This is a genomic window from Sphingopyxis sp. EU05-FHT14B03 (assembly GCF_058790875.1).
On the sequence record NZ_JBYTDC010000003.1, the window covers coordinates 565,500 to 582,377 of the forward strand.

Here is a 16,878-nt window from a genome sequence, read left to right on the forward strand (position 1 = left end):
CCCGTCCCCGAGAGAGGTGTCCGATATGCGTGATTTCCGTGCCGTTGCAAGTGCAGCGCTGATCGTCGTGGCCGCGTGCAGCGCGCCCGCGCACAACGCCGCCGCGAGCGAAGCCGCGGCCAGGCCCGGCGATGCGATCGCGACCGCTGTCGCCGCGCCGACGCGCACCCCGGCCAATGTCGCGCGCGACCCCTATCGCCACCCGACCGAAACGCTCGCCTTCTTTGGCGTGAAGCCCGGCGATACGGTCGTCGAACTTTGGCCCGGCGGCGGCTGGTACACCGAAATCCTCGCGCCGCTGGCCAAGGCGGGTGGCGGCACCCTCTATGTCGCCGCGCCGTGGGAAAAGGGTCTCAACCGGGTCAAGGCGAAGCAGGAAAGCGATGCGGGCACCTATGGCGCGGTCAAGCTCGCCGAATTCCCGAATGGCGGCACCAATCCCAAGGTCGCCGACGGCAGCGCCGATGTCGTGCTGACCTTTCGCAACGTCCACAACTGGCGCTTCGACGGCGCCGATAACACGGCGAACGCGTTCAAGCAGATTTTCGCGATGCTGAAGCCCGGCGGCGTGCTCGGCGTCGAAGAACATCGCCTGCCCGAAGCGATGGATTCGGCGCTCGAGGAAAAAAGCGGCTATATGAAGCGCTCGTCGGTCATCGCCTTTGCCGAGGCGGCGGGGTTCAAGCTTGTCGGCGAAAGCGACATCAACGCCAATCCCAAGGATACGCATGACTATCCCGGCGGGGTGTGGACGCTGCCCCCCAGCTTGCGCGAGGGCGACAAGGACCGGGAAAAATATCTGGCGATCGGCGAATCGGACCGCATGACGCTGAAATTCGTGAAGCCCGCAAGCTGAAGCCGATCGAGACCATAGACCCTGCGCTGCTGCTCAGCGCCTATGCGCAGGGACTCTTTCCGATGGCCGACGGGGCGGACGACCCGTCGGTCCATTGGGTCGAGCCGCGGCTGCGCGCGATCCTGCCGCTCGACGGCTTCCGCCTCTCGCGTAGCCTGAAGAAGACGATCACAGGCGAACGTTTCCACGTCACCACCGATCGCGCCTTCGCCGACATAGTCGCGCTATGCGCCCAGCCCGCCGACGACCGGCCGACGACGTGGATCAACCCGGTGATCAAGGCGAGTTACGACCGGCTGTTCCGCCTCGGCCATGCGCACAGCGTCGAATGCTGGCAAATGGGCGAACTGGTCGGCGGCCTGTACGGCGTCACGCTGGGCCGCGCCTTTTTCGGCGAATCGATGGTCAGCCGCGTCCGCGACGCGTCGAAGGTCGCGCTCGCGCATCTCGTCGCACGGCTTCGCGCCGGCGGCTGGCAATTGCTCGACTGCCAGTTCATCACCCCGCATCTCGAATCGCTCGGCGCGATCGAAATCCCGCAGCGCGACTATCTGGCGCGGCTCTATTCGGTGTTGGCGGGCGGGGCGGGCACCGACGGCGGCGCGGCCTTGGCGGCGGGCGCCGGGGCTGCCGCTTCCGGCGTACCCTCGCCGCCGTTCGTCGCGGGGGACTGGGGCGCGCTCGACGCCTTGGGGGCGGCCTTGGCCGAGGGACGCGCGACGGGTTCGCCGCCGGGATATGTCATCGCACAGCTTTTGACGAACACGTCGTAGATCGGGTGCTGGATGATGTTGCGGTCGGGCCGCTCGCGGAAAATCCAGCCCGAGAAGACGCGATACCATTTGTCGTCGCGCTGATCCTGCACCGTCAGCTGGACGAAAGCCCCGGTTTCGGGCGGATCTTCCCACGGTGCGGTCTGTTCGCACGCGCGCAGCCGCACGATCGCGCGGCCGACGCGCGCCGATTCGCCGGGCTTCATCTCGAGATCGCGGACGAGGCCGTTGCGCTTGTTGAGCAGGCCGACCACCGCGACGCGGCTCGCCATCGGGGTCGCGCCCTCGATCCCGCCGACTTCGGCCGGCACGCGTTCGGACTTGGCGATCGTCGGGACGGTGGCGCTGCCCCCGGCCTTGGACGGCTTCCCGTCGCAGGCGGTCAGCGCGGTCGCGGCCAGAAGCGCGATCAGCGCGGTCGGAAGCTGGCGCGCCATCGCGTCGGTCACTCGGCGCCGGGGCGCCAGGCCTCATAATCGCCGGTCGCGGCAGCGCGCTTGCCGCCGCGTTCGAGCGCACCCGCCGGGCGATAGGCGGTGCCGGTACCGGTCAGGTTCGGCGTCGCTTGCTGTTCCCAAGCGCGCGGCGCTGGCAGCATGTCGGCGGGCAGGTCGTCGAACGTGCCGTGCAGCCAGCCATGCCATTCGGGCGGCACCCGGCTCGCGTCATTCGAACCATTATAGAGGACCCAGCGGCGGTCGCCCTTGCGCGCGCGGAAATAGCGGTTGCCAAGGCCGTCCTCGCCGACCTGTTCGCCGGTTTTCCAGCTGTTCAGCAGCGTGCCGACGGTCGCGCCGTCCCACCAGGTGAAAATCTTGCCTAACATGCCCATGGCCGCGCGTTTACAGGCAAGCAGCGCCGTTTCGCAAGCGCCAATGGCGACAAGCGCGCCGGATCATTTGTCATTCCAGGTAACAACGGCGCTCTCGTCGATACCCAGCTTCGCCGCCGTGCCGCCCGCGAGTTCGAGCACCGCGCTCACCTCGCCGCCGCTGACCACCGGCTCGAGATTTTCGGGGATGGTGTTTTCGGCGATGCGGTCGATGCTGCCGTCGGCGCGGATGAAGACCATATCGAGCGGAATCAGCGTGTTCTTCATCCAGAAGCTCGCGAAGCGCGGCTTTTCGAACGGAAACAGCATGCCGCCGTTTTCGGGCAGGCTGGTACGGAACATCAGCCCCTTCGCCTGTTCCTCCGGAGTGCGCGCGACCTCGACGGTGAAGACATGCGTCTTGTCGGGGGCCTTGATCGTGAGCGGGATCGAGCCGGCCTGCGCGCTGTCCGATTCGCCGCCGCAGCCCGTTACCGGCAGGGCCATGACAAGAGCAACAGCGGTCATCCACGCACGCATCGGCCTATCCTTTCGCCGTCCCGGTAAGGGTCCGCTCCTAATCGAGCCCCGCTTCGTCGTCCAGCGCGGCCTCGTCGCCCGGCGCGGTAGCGAGGATGCGCCGCGCGAGCGCCAGCGAATGGCCGGCGCGGGCAAAGGCCGCGACGTGCCGCTCGCGTAACCCCGGGTCGGTGATCGCCTCCCGGGCATAGGGACCCAAGCGGCGGCGGCGCGCGAAACCGAGCGCCGAGGACAGCGCCGCGCCCTCGGCGGCCGCGACCGCGGCGACCGAATCCGTGGAATCGATGCCATCGACCCACAATTGCGCCTTCACCCGCCGCACTCCCAGCCCGCGCCGCGTCATCGCGCCCGCGCGCATGCCGGCATATTGCTTGTCGTCGACGAATCCGAGCCGGTCCATTTTCGCGACCGCCGCAGCGCAGGCGGCGGGTCCGTCGATGGCGTCGACCCAGTCTGATTCGCGTATCTTTCTCGATAGATAGCGCGCCAATTTGGCGCGGCTGGTGGCGAATCGCGCGACATAGGCGAGCGCCAGCTCGTCGAGCCGCGCCGCGTCGAGGGGTCTCTTCGCCCGGTCGGAGGAAGCGCGGCGGTTGGCCATATGCCATGTTTATGCCACAGTCGGGCCTGATTGAGAACGACCAGCGCCGCCATATTGGGCATCAAAGCCTGAAAATAGGCGATTTGTTCCAACGATAAAGGGATCGCGCAGCACGTATGACACAGAAAGATGACATGCTTGTTGCCGCGCGCCCCGCTTCGCGGGATGCCGGAGCTTCTATGACCGACACCATCACCGATTCGGCGGACGCGCTCGTGCCGACGCCGACCGAATGTTTCCAGCCGCGCCGTTTTTCGGACTTCGCCACGATCGGCGAAGCGCTCGACTATGCCGCGACCGGCACCCGCGGCCTCAATTTCCACGATCCGCGTGGGCGTCTGGTGCGCCCCTATCCGTACAGCGAACTCAAGCATGATTCGCTTCAGACCGCGTACCGCCTGATCGCCGCGGGCGTGAAGCCCGGCGATCGCGTCGCACTGATCGCCGAGACCGGTGCCGAATTCGCCGCGCTCTTCTTCGGCACCATCTATGCCGGCGCCTGGCCGGTGCCGCTGCCGCTGCCGACCAGCTTCGGCGGGCGCGACAGCTATGTCGGCCAGCTCGTCGTTCAGTTGACCAGCTGCGACCCGACGATGCTCTTCTTCCCGCCCGAGATCGCCGCGATGGCGGTCGAGGCCGCCGAGAAGCAGGGCGTCGCGCCGATGGACTGGAGCGAATTCGCCGCGCGCCCGGCGCCGCAAGTCGACCTGCCCGAACAGCAGTCCAACGAGACCTGCTACCTCCAATATAGCAGCGGCTCGACGCGCTTCCCGCATGGCGTCGCGGTCACCCACGCCGCTTTGCTCAACAATCTCGCCGCGCATTCGCACGGCATGGAAGTGCGCGACAGCGACCGCTGCGTCTCGTGGCTGCCCTGGTATCACGACATGGGCCTCGTCGGCTGCCTGCTTTCGCCGGTCGCCAACCAGGTGTCGGTCGATTATCTGAAGACCGAGGATTTCGCACGCCGGCCGCTCGCCTGGCTCGACCTGATCAGCCGCAATAGCGGCACGACATTGAGCTATTCGCCGACCTTCGGTTACGACATCTGCGCACGCCGCGTGTCGAGCCAGACGCATGTCGCCGACCGTTTCGACCTGTCGCGCTGGCGCGTTGCGGGCAATGGTGCCGACATGATCCGCCCCGACGTGATGCAGAGCTTCGTCGATGCCTTTGCCGACGCCGGATTCAAGGCGAGCGCTTTCCTGCCGAGCTATGGTCTCGCCGAAGCGACGCTCGCGGTCAGCATCATGCCGCCGGGCGAGGGCATCGTCGTCGAACTGGTCGAGGAGACCGAGCTGTCGGGCGCCGCCAACGACGCCGGCCGCCCGACCCGTTACCGTGCGATCGTCAATTGCGGCCGCGCCGCACGCGACATGGTGATCGAGGTCCGTGACGAGGCGGGCAACAGCCTGCCCGACCAGACCGTCGGCAAGGTGTGGTGCAGCGGCCCGTCGCTGATGACCGGTTATTATCGCGACCCCGAAGCGACCGCCGCCTGCCTTGTCGATGGCTGGCTCGACACCGGCGATATGGGATATTTATCCCATGGTTACATATACATCGTTGGCCGTGCCAAGGACATGATCATCATCAACGGCAAGAATCACTGGCCGCAGGATATCGAATGGGCGGTCGAGCAATTGCCCGGCTTCAAATCGGGTGACATCGCCGCTTTCGCGATCACCGCGCCGGGCGGCGAGGAAACCCCCGCCGTGCTCGTCCAGTGCCGCACCAGCGACGACGCCGAGCGCGCGCTGCTGCGCGAGACGATCCGCGACCGCGTCCGCGCGATCACCGGGATGAACTGCCTGATCGAGCTGATCCCGCCGCGCACGCTGCCGCGTACCAGTTCGGGCAAACTCAGCCGGTCGAAGGCGCGGGCGCAATATCTGGCCGGGGAAATCCAGCCCTTCGCGATCGCCGCCTGATTTTCGTCCCTGACGGGGACCAAAAAAGCGATCAGCCGTTCGCGCATGGTTACGTTCGGGTAACCCGCTTTCGCTAGAACGGTCCCGTGACCAGGGTGGCGAATGATCCGATTCCGACCGACGATATTCCTGCGCGTGCGCTGCTCGGGCTGAACCGGCGCGACGAGGATATCGGCGATTTGCGGCACCTGCAGCTCGCGCCGTTGCGCGGCCAGGGAAAATTGCGCCTCGTCATGGGGCTCGGCATGACGATCGTCGCCGTATTGACGATGGTGAGCGCGGTCCCAATGGCGGTCGTCGGCGGCTGGGCGATCGCGACGATCCTGTTCAGCCTCTGGTCCTGGCAGGTCGTCTCCCGCCTGCCGCTAGGCGAAATCCACCACACGGGCGCCGCCGAATTCAACCTTTGCAACCGGCACGCCATCTATTCGGCCGTCGTCTGGGCAGCGCCCTTCTGGCTCCAGGGCCTCCACCCCTCGCTCGATCACCTGCTGTCGATGTGGACCGTAGCGCTGCTGATGATGCTGACGCTGGCGATCGTCGCGCACACGCTGCCGATGGCATGCCTGCTCTTCATCATGCCGGTCAGCCTGTCGGCGGCCGGGGCGCTGGTCTTCGCCGGCGCGCCGGCGCACGCAGGGGTCGCGATCGCCGCCGGCGCGATGCTCACGGGCTTCTGCATTCGATTCGGGCAAAGCCACATCCGCTTTCGCCGCGCCGAAGCGGTACTGCACGAAAAGACCGAGACGGTCAGCCTGCTGCTGCGCGAATTCGAGGAAACCTCGGCCGACTGGCTGTGGCAGACCGACAACAGTCGCCGCCTCGTCCATGTCTCGCCGCGCCTCGCCTTCGCGATCGGAGCGCCCGCCGACCAGCTCGAAGGCCTGCCGCTGCTTCAGGCGCTGTCGGGCGATGCGTGGGAGACCGGGAACTTCCCCAAGAGTCTGCACGACATGGCCGAGCGGATGAAGCGGCGCGAGAGTTTTTCGAACCTGATCGTCCCCGTCACCATCGACGGCGCGCCGCGCTGGTGGGAATTGTCGGCGTCACCGCGCCTCGACGAAGCGGGCAAGTTCCTGGGCTTTCGCGGGGTCGGATCGGACGTCACCGAACAGCGCGCCTCGGCCGAACAGATCGCCAAGATGGCGCGCTTCGACAACCTCACGGGCTTGCCGAACCGGCTCAGCCTCAATGAGGATCTCGAGCGCGCGCTGAACCATGCGATCGATGCCAAGACGCGCTGCGCGATGCTGATGCTCGACCTCGACCGCTTCAAGGCGGTCAACGATACGCTCGGCCACCCCGTCGGCGACAAATTGCTGGCGCAGGTCGCGGCGCGGCTGAAGGGCATGATGGACCGCGGCATGACCTGCGGCCGGCTGGGCGGCGACGAATTCGCCATCATCCTCCACCATGTGCCGACCGCGAGCGATGCCGAAGCACTGGGCCAGCGCATCATCGCGGCGCTCAGCCGCCCCTATGTGGTCGACAATCACCAGTTGTTCGTCGGTGCCAGCATCGGCTTCGCGGTCGGGCCGCAGGACGGCGCTACGGTCGAGACGCTGACCCGCAACGCCGACCTGGCGCTCTACAAGTCCAAGGACAAGGGCGGCAACGTCGTCGCCGCCTATGTCGCCTCGCTCCACGCCCAGGCCGAAGAACGGCGCGTGATGGAACAGGAATTGCGCGGCGCGCTCGAACGGCGCGAGTTCGAACTTTATTACCAGCCGGTCGTCACCGCCGAGGACGGAATGCTGAACGGCTTCGAAGCGCTGATTCGCTGGAACAACCAGAAGCTCGGCAATGTTTCGCCCGGCCGCTTCATTCCGCTCGCCGAGGACAGCCGCCTGATCTCACCGATCGGCGAATGGGTGCTGCGTACCGCGTGTCACGAAGCGATGCGCTGGCCGTCGAACCTCAAGGTTGCGGTCAACGTGTCGGCCGAACAGCTGACCGACCCCGCCTTCGCTTCGGTCGTCGTCTCGGCACTCGCGCAAAGCGGCCTGCCACCGCAACGGCTCGAGATCGAGGTCACCGAAAGCGTGTTCCTGCGCGACGGCGGCGGCGCCGCGCAATTGCTCGACCAGCTGATCGGACTCGGCATCCGCCTCAGCCTCGACGATTTCGGTACCGGCTATTCGTCGCTCGGCTATCTGCGCAAGACCCAATTTTCAACGATCAAAGTCGATCGCAGCTTCGTCGTTGGCGCCGCCAAGGGCATCACCGAATCGATCGCGATCATCCGCGCCGTCGTCGCGCTCGCCGACAGCCTCGGCATGTCGACGACGGCGGAGGGTGCGGAGACTGAACTAGAGGTTGAAACGATTCGCGCGCTCGGCTGCCGCAACATCCAGGGCTATTATTACGGCCGCCCGATGCCGGCGACCGATGTGCTGACGCTGTTCCGTCCGACCGCCAGCCAGGCCAGCGCCGCCGCCTGACGCGGCGAGCCGAGCGAGTCCGGCGACGAATCGAACCGCCTTTCAAAAGGTTCCCCGGTTCACCCCGCGTCCGATGCAGTTCGTCGCGCGGCGGGTGGTTTGCGGCGCCAGCCGTGGCAGAGACACTCCAACGCTTGAACACAAGCCAAACGGGGGTCGCTTTCCATGTCAGCCAGCCGCTTTTCAGCAGCCATTGTCGCATGCCTGATGATGCTTGCCGCCGCCCTGACCAGCACCCCCGCCGCCGCCGCCAACTACCTCCAGTGCGTTCCGTTCGCCCGCGCCGAATCGGGCGTCGATATCCGCGGCAACGCCGGAACCTGGTGGGCGCAGGCTGCGGGCCAGTATGACCGCGGCGACGAACCGCGCGAAGGCGCCGTCATGGCGTTCGCCGGCACCCGCGGCATGCCGATCGGCCATGTCGCCGTCGTGAAGAAGATCGTCGGCGACCGCGAAATCCTGATCGACCATGCCAATTGGTCGCCGATCAACGGCCGCCGTGGCCAGATCGAACGCAATGTGCGCGTCGTCGACGTCAGCAGCGCCGGCGACTGGAGCATGGTCCGTGTGTGGTACGCCCCGATCGGCGACCTCGGCCTGCGCGCCAACCCGGTGCAGGGCTTCATCTATCCCGGCCGGGGCGCCGCGCCGCGCAAGGCGCCGAGCTTCGACGCTCCGGTGTGGGCCAGCAACGACTGGACCCCGGGCAACGGCCTCGCAATGGTCGCCGCGTCGCTCGGCCAGTAAAGCCCCGCCACCGCTACAACCAAAAAAGCCCCGGCGCGAGCCGGGGCTTTTTTGGTTGTAGCAGGCGGGCCCAGGTGGCCGGCGCGTCTCAGTCCTCGGACGGGGCGTCGTCCGCCTTGTCGGCGACGACATCCTCGAACCAGGCTTCGACCTCGCCCGACAGCTTGATCGTCATCGGCTGGCCGAAACGGTCCTTCGACTTGCCCGCGGCGACGCGGATCCAGCCTTCGGAGATCGAATATTCCTCGACGTCGGTGCGCTCCTTGCCCTTGAAGCGGATGCCGATGCCGCGTTGCAGCACCTCCATGTCGAAATGGGGCGAGCGCGGGTTGGTCGACATATGGTCGGGCGGCGTATCGGTCATAAAGCAATTCCCATAAAAAGATGGCGCGGCCCTAGCGGGGCCGCGCCATCATCGTCAATCGGGAAGGCGTTTCGGCGCCGCGTCAGAAGTCGCCCTTCAGCGTCACGAAGAACTGCTGCGGCGCTCCCGCGAGCAGGGTCTGGCTGTCGCCGCGGTTGGCGAAGCCGTTGGTGCCGATCGTCGAGACATAAGCCTTGTCGAACAGGTTGGTGGCATTGGCCTGGATCGTCAGGCCGCCGAGCATCCCGTCGGTGAAGCGATAGCCGATGCTGGCGTCGACGATCACGAACCCGCCCACAGCGGCGTCATTCTCGAACGAATAATAGCGCTTCGACGTATAGTTGGCGCCGACCCGGGCGAAGATATTGCCATTGTCCCACGTGATCTCGCCCTTGGCGAGATGGCGGGGCGAATTGACCACCGTCTTGCCCGCGGTCGCCGCGATCACGACGTTCGCGGCGTTGACGACATCGTCCCGATATTCCGAGTCATTATAGGCGTAGGAGCCGAAGAGCGAGAGGTCGGGGGTGACCCGGAAGGTCCCCGCCGCCTCGATGCCCCATGACCGCACGTCGCCGACATTCTGCAGGATCGCAGGATTGCCCTGGATCCCCGAACCATTGGCGAAGGCGATGATGCGATCCTTGAAGTCGACATAATAGCCGGCGACGACGCCCTGGAAGACGGGCGACTTGGTGCGGAAGCCGAGTTCATAGGTGGTCGAGGTTTCGGGTTTCAGGTCGAGCGCGTCGAAACCCGCCTGCGTCGTCGCGAAAGGCCCGCCGGTCGCCGAGCTTTCGAAGGCGCGCATATTCTGCGTGTAGCTCGCGAACAGCTCGTTATCGTCGTTCAGGCGGAACAGCACACCCGCCTGCGGCAGGAACCAGTCCTTCGCCACCGTGCGCCCCGACGCGAGCCCGCCGCTCACCACCGGGCTTGCCTCGTTGGTGACCTTGAGTCCCTTCCAGCCCGCATTGATCTGGACCTGCCCGAGGTCGAGGGTGTCCTGGACGTGATATTGCAGCGTTTCGGTCTTGAAATCGAATTCCCACTGGGTCGCGAGCGGATTCTTGGGGAATTTCAGGCTGCCGCGGCTCGGCGCCCCGGTGGTGTTGGCGAGGCCATAGAAGCGCCGCGCCTGGTTGAAATCATTGTCCTCGTACCACAGGCCGAGATCGAGCGTATTGGCACCGATCTTGAACTCGCTCGACGCGACGACGCCATAGCGCTCGATCGCATATTCGGTGGTACGGATCGTCATCGGCGCGCCGCCCGGCGTGGTCACATAGGGGGTGAACCACAGGCCGCGGCCGCGATTGCTGTGATAATAGCCGGTCGCCTTCAGCGTCCAGTTGTCGGTCACCGGCACGTCGCCGCCGATCCCCGCGAGCCAGTCCTTGCGCAGCCCCGATGCGTCATAATAGGCATCGTCGACGGTCAGGATCGGCGCCGGGAAGGCCTCGCCGGCGCCCGGATAGGGCGCGGTATAGGTCGCACCCAGCGGCAGGCTGCCGTTGGCGACGCCGGCGTTGAACGCCGCGCGCGTGACCTGGTTCTGATAGATTTGCGCGACGCGGACCGCGAGGTCCCAGTCCTTGGCATAATTGTCCCAGTCATAGCCGAGACGGCCGATCATTTCGGCGCTGAGGTCCTGATAGTCGTTTTCGGCGCGGTCCGAATAATTGACGAAGCCGAACAGCTTGCCGTCGCCGACCGGCTGGACGAGGCGCGCATTGACCTGATGCTGGCGCTGGACGCCGTCGCCCTTCCACTTGTCGGCATCCTGCCAGGCATAGCTGACCGCGAGCATCGGGCCGCCGGACATGATTTCGCCGCTGTCGAGGCGGACGAAGCCGCGCTTGGTATTTTCGCTGCCATAGGTGCCCGAAAATTCGACCCCCATGTCGGCCTTGGGATCGCGCGAGAAAAATTCGATCGTGCCCCCGAGGTTGCTCGAAGAAGCGGCGGCGAGCGCGCCCGCGCCCTGCGCGACCTCGACCCGGCCGACATTCTCGCTGATCAGCGCGCGGCTGATATGCAGACCGTTATGGTTGCCATAGCTCATGTCGCCGAGCGGAATGCCGTCGAGCGTGAAGCCGAGCTGGTTCTGGCTGAAACCACGGATCGAGATGCGCGACGACCATTCATAGGCGCCGAAGGCATCGGCCGACTGGAAATTCACACCCGGCAGCTTGTCGATCGCCTTCAGCGGACTGATCCCCGCGACGTCGAGCGCGATGTCCGCGGCACCCAGTTCCTGCACCTGGCGCGCCTGGCCGGTGCCGAGTACGACGATCTCTTCGGCCGGACCGGCATCGACGGCAGCGCCGTCCGCCGCGTCGGCGGCATAGGCCGGCGTCGCCGCGAGCATGGCGATCAGCGCGGCGCCCGCGCGCAAGCGGCGGCTCATAATCTGGTTCATCGATAGTCCCCTCTGCCCGCGCCGAAATGGCGCCGGGATGCGCCGCGGCTTTAGGGAGGCGATATTGCGGCGCAGCGGCACAGGCATGACCCGGCGATGACAGGATGACGACGAGGACTGTCATCTTCGCACCTCCGCTTGCGAGCGGCGGCAAAGCTTGGCATGAGCACGTCCGGGTCGCGTATCGGGGAATGAACCATGACGATACGCCGGGCGGGTTTCGCCCTTAGCGCCGCGATGCTCGCGGCATCGACCCTGCCGGCCTTCGCGGTCGAACCGCCCCCCTGCCCCGCCGACAACGGCGGCCCGTGCGACGAGGCGGCGAACACGCTGGTCGCCGACGTGATAGCCCGGTTCGAAAAGGCGAATGGCGAGGAGCAGGTTCAGGCCGCGCTCGCGCTCGTCGACCTCGTCGCCCAATATCGCAACCGCTTATCGGAGCGGAACGCGTTCAGCGCCGACACGGGGCTGTGGATCTATTTTCGCGACGACCGCGACCCCGGTGATGCCGATTACCAGCGGGTGACGAACAAGATGCGCGGCTATGCCACCCGGGCAGCCGCCGCCAAGGACGTCGAGAGCGAGCTATTCTTCCTCGACTGGATGAGCCTCGGCCTGTCTTATGAGGAGCGGCTGGCGCACGCGCGGTTGATCCATCGCCGTGCCGCCGAACATGGCCTGCTGACCACCTCCCCGGCCCGCAGCGCCCGCGTCAGCCTCGAAATCTATGGCCGCGAACTGCTCGAACAGGGCCGCTATGCCGAGGTCGCGCGCGCGCTCGACGACACCTATGCCGAGCTCGAGGCGGCGGGGATGACGGTCGACAATTGGGAACTGCAACTGCGCTATGCCGAGGCCCTGAATTTGGTGCGCCGCGACGAGGAGTCCGATCGCGCTTTCGACGCGCTGCTCGTCATGCTGGCCGGTCCCGAATATAACGACTATCAGCGCCAGTTCGCGAACAACCAGATCAGCTATTACCGCAATATAGCGGGCCGCTTCGCCGCCGCCGAGGGGCCGGGGCGCATCGCCGCGACCGAGGGCGAACGGCTGCAGGGCCGCGAAGACATTGGCACCCAGAAATCGCGCTATAATTTCGCGCTCGCACTGCTCGGGCAGGGCAAGGCCGAAGAATCCCTGCCCTATTTCGAGGAGGCGTTGCCGCTCCAACTCGCGGCCGAACGCGGCGGCGGCTGGTACGACGCCAAGACCGATACGATCATCCTGCTCACCACCCTCGCCCGCGCGCGCGCGCAGGTGAAGGGGCGCGAGGCCGACGGGCTGACGGCGGCGATCGACGCCGCCGACCGGCTTCGTCAGCGGCGCGAGGCCGGGCTGGCCACCGACGACGCCAATCCTGCCGTGGCGGCGCTGGCGAAAGCGGTCGCGCGCGGCACCCGCCGCAACCCGCAATCGGGCGCCTTCGACATGGTGATGTTCGCCGGCTGGGCCGCGCGCAATCAGGATAGCGCCATGGATCAGGCCTTTCTCGCGGCGCAGGACCTGACGCTCACCGATGCCGGCGACGCGATCAACCAGGCCGCCGCGCGCAATCTGGCCGGCACCGGCTCCCTCGGCGAACTGGTTCGCCAGCGACAGGACACCGCGCAGGCGGTGGTGTCGCTGAACCAGCGCTATCGCGACATGGCGCTCGGCAAGGACGAGGTCAAGGCAGGAGCGCTCCGCTCCGAACTCGATGCGGCGGCAGCGCGGCTCGCGCCGCTCGACGCGCGCATCGCCGCCGAGTTTCCCGACTATGCGACACTGGTCACCCCCAAGGCAATCGACGTTGCAGCGGTGCAGGCATTGCTCGAACCCGACGAGGCGGTGCTGATGCTGCTGCCGTCGGAGGGGCATCATTATGCTTTCGCAATTTCGAAGCAGGGCGCGCGGTGGCACCGCTTCGACGACGGCGCGGCACCCGTTGCCGCCGACGTCGCGCGGCTCAAATGCCGGATCGACGAGAATACCTGCTCGCTGCCCGACTATGACGCGCTGGTCGCCGCCGAGGACAAGGGCGGCCCCAGCCCGATCGACAAACGCTATCCGCGCTACGACCGTGCGGCGGCCTGGCGCCTCTACCAGCGCCTGATCGCGCCGGTCGCGGCCGCGCTGCCCGAAGGCGGACGCATCTACACCGTCGCGAGCGGGCCGGTGGCGGGGCTGCCGCTCGCCGCGCTGGTCGCGAGCGAGCCGGAGGGCGAGGCCGAAAGCGGCGCCGAGGCCGACCTTGCCGCGACCGACTGGCTCGCCAAACATTATCGCTTCGTCACCCTGCCCTCGGTCAGCGCGCTCGCGCTCGCCTCGCGCGAAAGCGGCGCGCTGCCCGCTTCGCGTCGTCCCGACCTGGTCGCCTATGGCGCGCCGACCCTCGTCGGCAACGGCAAGGCCGGCGCGCGCGGCACCGACGGGACGCTGCGCAAGCGTGGCGGCATCGGGGTGCGCGGCGGCGGGCTGACGCTGGCGAGCGGCGACAAGACGATGGCGTCGGTCGACAAGCTCCGCAAACTCGACCCGCTGCCCGGCACCGTCACCGAACTGACCAGGCTGTCGGCGGCGATCGCACGCGGTGGCGGCGTCCGCCTCGGCCGCGACGCGACCGAGGCGGCGGTCAAGGCCGACCGCGAACTGCCCCGCGCGATCGCGGTCGTGTTCGCGACGCACGGGCTGCTCCCCGGCGAAATGGGCACCGGGTCCGAGCCCGGTCTCGTTCTCACCCCGCCGGGCAAGGCGAGCGCGACCGACGACGGCCTGCTCACGGCGAGCGAGGCGGCGGCGCTGTCGCTGTCGGCGCGCTGGGTCGTGCTGTCGGCGTGCAACACCGCGACCCCCGGGGTCGAGGCGGGCGCCAGCGGCGAATCGCTATCGAGCCTTGCGCGCAGCTTCCTCTATGCGGGGGCGGGCAATCTGCTCGCGAGCCACTGGCGCGTCGCGGACGACGCCACCGCGGCGCTCACCGTCGAAGCGCTCGCGAACAAGGACGCGACCCCGGCGACCGCGCTGGCGCTGGCGATGGAGGCGGTGCGCACCGGCAAGCGCGCCGACGGGTCTGTCGTCGAGGGATGGCAACCGCACTGGGCGCATCCGGCGAGCTGGGCGCCCTTTACGCTGGTGACCAACCGCGATCGTTAGGCCGGGGAATGGCCGTCAGACGCGCGCGGTGCGACGCTGCACTGTGTCGAGCCGCTCGGCGGCGGGATAAAGATCGGCCTCCTCGCGTTCGATCCGCATTCCGATCGCGTCGAGTATCGCCTCGGTTTCGCGGCAGAAACCCGGCCAGTCGCCGGCGACATTTTCCGCCGTCCAGCGCGCGTCATAGGCCATGAATTCTTCGGCCAGATGCCCCGTCTCGTGGACGAATTCGCCCGCCAGCCGCTTCAGGGCGGCATCGCCGCTCGCCAGAAGCCGCGGATAGAGGACCCAGTCCTCGCATTTCAGGTGACGCACCAGCGTGTCGCGAAACATGCCGCGCACCGCGGCGAGTTCGGTCGGGCGCGGCGGCTGCGGCGCGGCGGCGATATCCATCAGGAAGCGCGAAAGGGTGGCGAGGGCCGCATGTTCGGCGCGCAGTCGCCGCATTTCATGGACCATATGCATAGGGCCGCCCAGTTTCGAGTGGTCCCTCGCAGCCCGTCCTAGGTCTTGCCCGTGAAAAGAGGGTTAAGCCGCATTTGCCATTAGGGCCGGCATGGGTGTTTGCCGACCAGTTTTGCGTCGAAAATCATTGCCAAACTGGCAGCGCCTGCCCGATCGACGGCGAGATTGCCGGACGATCAGTTGTTGTTGCACTCGCCGCCGGTGCAGTTATCGGGGTCGCCGCTGGCCGAAAGCGCGAGCGCCCCGCCCACCACGACAAGCACGCCGACCACGACCAGCGCCGTCGTCGTGCCGCCCGACAGATTGTTGCGGTTTTTGTCCGCCGGCCGCCCGCCGGGGGTATAGCGCGCCGGAGTCAGCCGCAGCCCCGCGAGCGAAAGCTGCGGTACGGAATCATCGCCGCGAAAGCCGAACTCCAGCCCCTCGCCGATCCGCCAATTGGGACTGCGCAGATCGCTGCCGCCGCTATGCTGCATCGGCGCGATGGTCAGGCCGGCGCGGATCATCGGCTTCTCGCGTCCACTTCCGCCCAGCGAGATGCGGATGCGCGCGCCCGCAAAGCCACCCATTTCAACCGGGCCGATTCCATTCATGTGCGGCGCGGGGCCAACCGTCTGGGCGTGCAGCGGAGCGGCGCAGCTTGCCGCGAGCGCGATGATCCATATCGATTTTTTCATGGCGGCTCCTCCCGCGCGCAGTCTGCTGACCGTTTGTGGCGGAAAGATGGACCGTCAGCCGCCGCGGCTCTTCATCAGCGGCTGGATGCGGGTGCCGAAATTTTCGACCCCTTGCAGAAAATCGTCGAAGGTCAAAAGCACCCCTCCGGTGTTCGGCACTTCGGCCATTTCATCGAGCATGCGCGCGACGCTGGCATAGCTGCCGACGAGCGTCCCCATATTGATGTTCACCGCCCCTTCGGGCGCCGCGAGCTGGCGGACGTTAGTCGTGCTGTTGTGCTTGTCGGCGGCGCCCTGATCGATCAGCCACGAGATCGCCGCGACATCAACGCCGTCGTTGTATGACTTCCACTTCGCCATCGCCTCTTCGTCGGTCGCGGCAGCGATGATCATCACCAGCACGAACACCGACACGTCGCGCCCGGTCTTCGCGGTCGCGACCGCGAGCCGTTCGTTGTTCGATGCGAAGGCGGTCGGGGTGTTCACCCCCTTGCCGAGGCAAAAGGCGTAATCGGCCCATTGCGCCGAGAAGGCGAGGCCCTCGTCCGACGAGCCGGCGCAGATGATCTTCATGTCGCCTTCGGGCGTGGGGCGCACCAGGCAATCGTCCATCTGGTAATAGTCGCCCTTGAAATCGCTCCGCCCCGTTTCCCACAATTCGCGCAGGATGCGGGCATATTCGTCGAGCATCTGGTAGCGGTTGCGGAAATGCTCGTCGCCCGGCCACAGCCCCATCTGGCTATATTCGGGGCGCTGCCAGCCGGTGATGAGATTGAGCCCGAAGCGGCCATGGCTGATGCTGTCGATCGTGTTGCACATCCGCGCCGCGAAGGCCGGCGGGATCACCAAAGTCGGGCAGGTCGCATAGATCTTGATCTTCTCGGTCACCGCGGCGAGCCCCGCCATCAGCGTGAAGCTTTCCAGCCCATATTCCCAGAACTCGGTCTTGCCGCCGAAGCCGCGCAGCTTGATCATCGACAGCAGGAAATCGAGCCCGTGCCGCTCGGCCGCCTGGGCGATTTGTTTGTTGAGGTCGAAGCTCGGCATATATTGCGGCGCGTTTTCGCTGATCAGCCAGCCATTGTTGTTGATGGGAACAAAGACGCCGACTTGCATGG

14 protein-coding genes and 1 pseudogene are annotated in these 16,878 nt (G+C 66.8%); 6 read left to right on the forward strand and 9 right to left on the reverse strand.

The genetic code is table 11. The annotated features are described in order from the left end of the window. Positions 1–25 precede the first annotated feature (25 nt). Together AC3WS4_RS19305 and aat are read left to right on the forward strand one after the other, a co-directional pair. Positions 26–856, forward strand: a complete 831-nt coding sequence (locus AC3WS4_RS19305; protein ID WP_056345256.1) for a class I SAM-dependent methyltransferase — start codon at positions 26–28, stop codon at positions 854–856. Positions 857–861: 5 nt separating this feature from the next. Further along, positions 862–1,629 carry a leucyl/phenylalanyl-tRNA--protein transferase gene (aat, locus tag AC3WS4_RS19310; RefSeq protein WP_187141311.1) on the forward strand — a complete coding sequence of 256 codons (768 nt, stop codon included), beginning with the start codon at positions 862–864 and terminating at the stop codon, positions 1,627–1,629. 35 nt (positions 1,630–1,664) lie between these two features. On the opposite strand, the pseudogene AC3WS4_RS19315 reads toward aat, so the two are convergent. The 4 genes and pseudogenes from AC3WS4_RS19315 to AC3WS4_RS19330 form a co-directional block, all read right to left on the reverse strand. Then, positions 1,665–2,066: pseudogene (locus AC3WS4_RS19315) on the reverse strand (DUF2155 domain-containing protein); the annotation flags it as partial. Between the two features lie 8 nt (positions 2,067–2,074). After that, the gene (locus AC3WS4_RS19320) at positions 2,075–2,461 is read right to left on the reverse strand and encodes an NADH:ubiquinone oxidoreductase subunit NDUFA12 (RefSeq protein WP_056345252.1); all 387 of its coding nucleotides are present in this window, start codon (positions 2,459–2,461) and stop codon (positions 2,075–2,077) included. A gap of 63 nt (positions 2,462–2,524) precedes the next feature. Continuing rightward, a complete protein-coding gene (locus tag AC3WS4_RS19325) occupies positions 2,525–2,980 on the reverse strand; it encodes a DUF192 domain-containing protein (protein ID WP_492737475.1) in 456 nt (151 codons plus the stop codon). Positions 2,981–3,017: 37 nt separating this feature from the next. Beyond that, a complete protein-coding gene (locus AC3WS4_RS19330) occupies positions 3,018–3,581 on the reverse strand; it encodes a hypothetical protein (RefSeq protein ID WP_492737477.1) in 564 nt (187 codons plus the stop codon). A 179-nt stretch (positions 3,582–3,760) separates the two neighbouring features. Here AC3WS4_RS19330 and AC3WS4_RS19335 point away from each other — a divergent pair, with 179 nt between their 5' ends. From AC3WS4_RS19335 to AC3WS4_RS19345, 3 genes are all read left to right on the forward strand, one after another. Continuing rightward, positions 3,761–5,512: a fatty acyl-AMP ligase gene (locus tag AC3WS4_RS19335; RefSeq protein WP_492737479.1), complete on the forward strand. Its 1,752-nt coding sequence runs from the start codon at positions 3,761–3,763 to the stop codon at positions 5,510–5,512. Positions 5,513–5,598: 86 nt separating this feature from the next. Next, positions 5,599–7,953: a putative bifunctional diguanylate cyclase/phosphodiesterase gene (locus tag AC3WS4_RS19340; RefSeq protein WP_492737481.1), complete on the forward strand. Its 2,355-nt coding sequence runs from the start codon at positions 5,599–5,601 to the stop codon at positions 7,951–7,953. Between the two features lie 210 nt (positions 7,954–8,163). Next, a complete protein-coding gene (locus AC3WS4_RS19345) occupies positions 8,164–8,700 on the forward strand; it encodes a CHAP domain-containing protein (RefSeq protein ID WP_492742930.1) in 537 nt (178 codons plus the stop codon). An 88-nt stretch (positions 8,701–8,788) separates the two neighbouring features. On the opposite strand, the gene AC3WS4_RS19350 is transcribed toward AC3WS4_RS19345, so the two are convergent. Together AC3WS4_RS19350 and AC3WS4_RS19355 are read right to left on the reverse strand one after the other, a co-directional pair. After that, complete coding sequence (locus tag AC3WS4_RS19350; RefSeq protein WP_187141274.1) at positions 8,789–9,064, reverse strand: DUF3297 family protein; 276 nt, start codon at positions 9,062–9,064, stop codon at positions 8,789–8,791. Between the two features lie 82 nt (positions 9,065–9,146). After that, entirely contained in the window at positions 9,147–11,486 is a 2,340-nt protein-coding gene (locus AC3WS4_RS19355) for a TonB-dependent receptor (RefSeq protein WP_492737485.1), read from the reverse strand. 198 nt (positions 11,487–11,684) lie between these two features. Between AC3WS4_RS19355 and AC3WS4_RS19360 the strand changes: the two genes are divergently transcribed. Next, complete coding sequence (locus AC3WS4_RS19360; RefSeq protein ID WP_492737487.1) at positions 11,685–14,618, forward strand: CHAT domain-containing protein; 2,934 nt, start codon at positions 11,685–11,687, stop codon at positions 14,616–14,618. A gap of 15 nt (positions 14,619–14,633) precedes the next feature. Here the strand turns inward: AC3WS4_RS19360 and AC3WS4_RS19365 are convergent, their stop codons facing one another. The 3 genes from AC3WS4_RS19365 to rutA all read right to left on the reverse strand — a co-directional run bounded on the left by AC3WS4_RS19365 (position 14,634) and on the right by rutA (position 16,876). Continuing rightward, entirely contained in the window at positions 14,634–15,065 is a 432-nt protein-coding gene (locus tag AC3WS4_RS19365) for a hemerythrin domain-containing protein (RefSeq protein ID WP_492742932.1), read from the reverse strand. 194 nt (positions 15,066–15,259) lie between these two features. Next, positions 15,260–15,760: a hypothetical protein gene (locus tag AC3WS4_RS19370; RefSeq protein WP_492737491.1), complete on the reverse strand. Its 501-nt coding sequence runs from the start codon at positions 15,758–15,760 to the stop codon at positions 15,260–15,262. 54 nt (positions 15,761–15,814) lie between these two features. Next, positions 15,815–16,876, reverse strand: a complete 1,062-nt coding sequence (gene rutA / locus AC3WS4_RS19375) for a pyrimidine utilization protein A (protein ID WP_492737493.1) — start codon at positions 16,874–16,876, stop codon at positions 15,815–15,817. Positions 16,877–16,878: the final 2 nt, after the last annotated feature.

Coding starts and splice junctions, on each gene's coding strand:
- AC3WS4_RS19305 (WP_056345256.1), top strand. CDS start 26: ATGCGTGATTTCCGTGCCGTTGCAAGTGCAGCGCTGATCGTCGTGGCC.
- AC3WS4_RS19320 (WP_056345252.1), bottom strand. CDS start 2,461: ATGGGCATGTTAGGCAAGATTTTCACCTGGTGGGACGGCGCGACCGTC.
- AC3WS4_RS19325 (WP_492737475.1), bottom strand. CDS start 2,980: ATGCGTGCGTGGATGACCGCTGTTGCTCTTGTCATGGCCCTGCCGGTA.
- AC3WS4_RS19330 (WP_492737477.1), bottom strand. CDS start 3,581: ATGGCCAACCGCCGCGCTTCCTCCGACCGGGCGAAGAGACCCCTCGAC.
- AC3WS4_RS19335 (WP_492737479.1), top strand. CDS start 3,761: ATGACCGACACCATCACCGATTCGGCGGACGCGCTCGTGCCGACGCCG.
- AC3WS4_RS19345 (WP_492742930.1), top strand. CDS start 8,164: ATGCTTGCCGCCGCCCTGACCAGCACCCCCGCCGCCGCCGCCAACTAC.
- AC3WS4_RS19350 (WP_187141274.1), bottom strand. CDS start 9,064: ATGACCGATACGCCGCCCGACCATATGTCGACCAACCCGCGCTCGCCC.
- AC3WS4_RS19355 (WP_492737485.1), bottom strand. CDS start 11,486: ATGAACCAGATTATGAGCCGCCGCTTGCGCGCGGGCGCCGCGCTGATC.
- AC3WS4_RS19360 (WP_492737487.1), top strand. CDS start 11,685: ATGACGATACGCCGGGCGGGTTTCGCCCTTAGCGCCGCGATGCTCGCG.
- AC3WS4_RS19365 (WP_492742932.1), bottom strand. CDS start 15,065: ATGCGGCGACTGCGCGCCGAACATGCGGCCCTCGCCACCCTTTCGCGC.
- AC3WS4_RS19370 (WP_492737491.1), bottom strand. CDS start 15,760: ATGAAAAAATCGATATGGATCATCGCGCTCGCGGCAAGCTGCGCCGCT.
- rutA (WP_492737493.1), bottom strand. CDS start 16,876: ATGCAAGTCGGCGTCTTTGTTCCCATCAACAACAATGGCTGGCTGATC.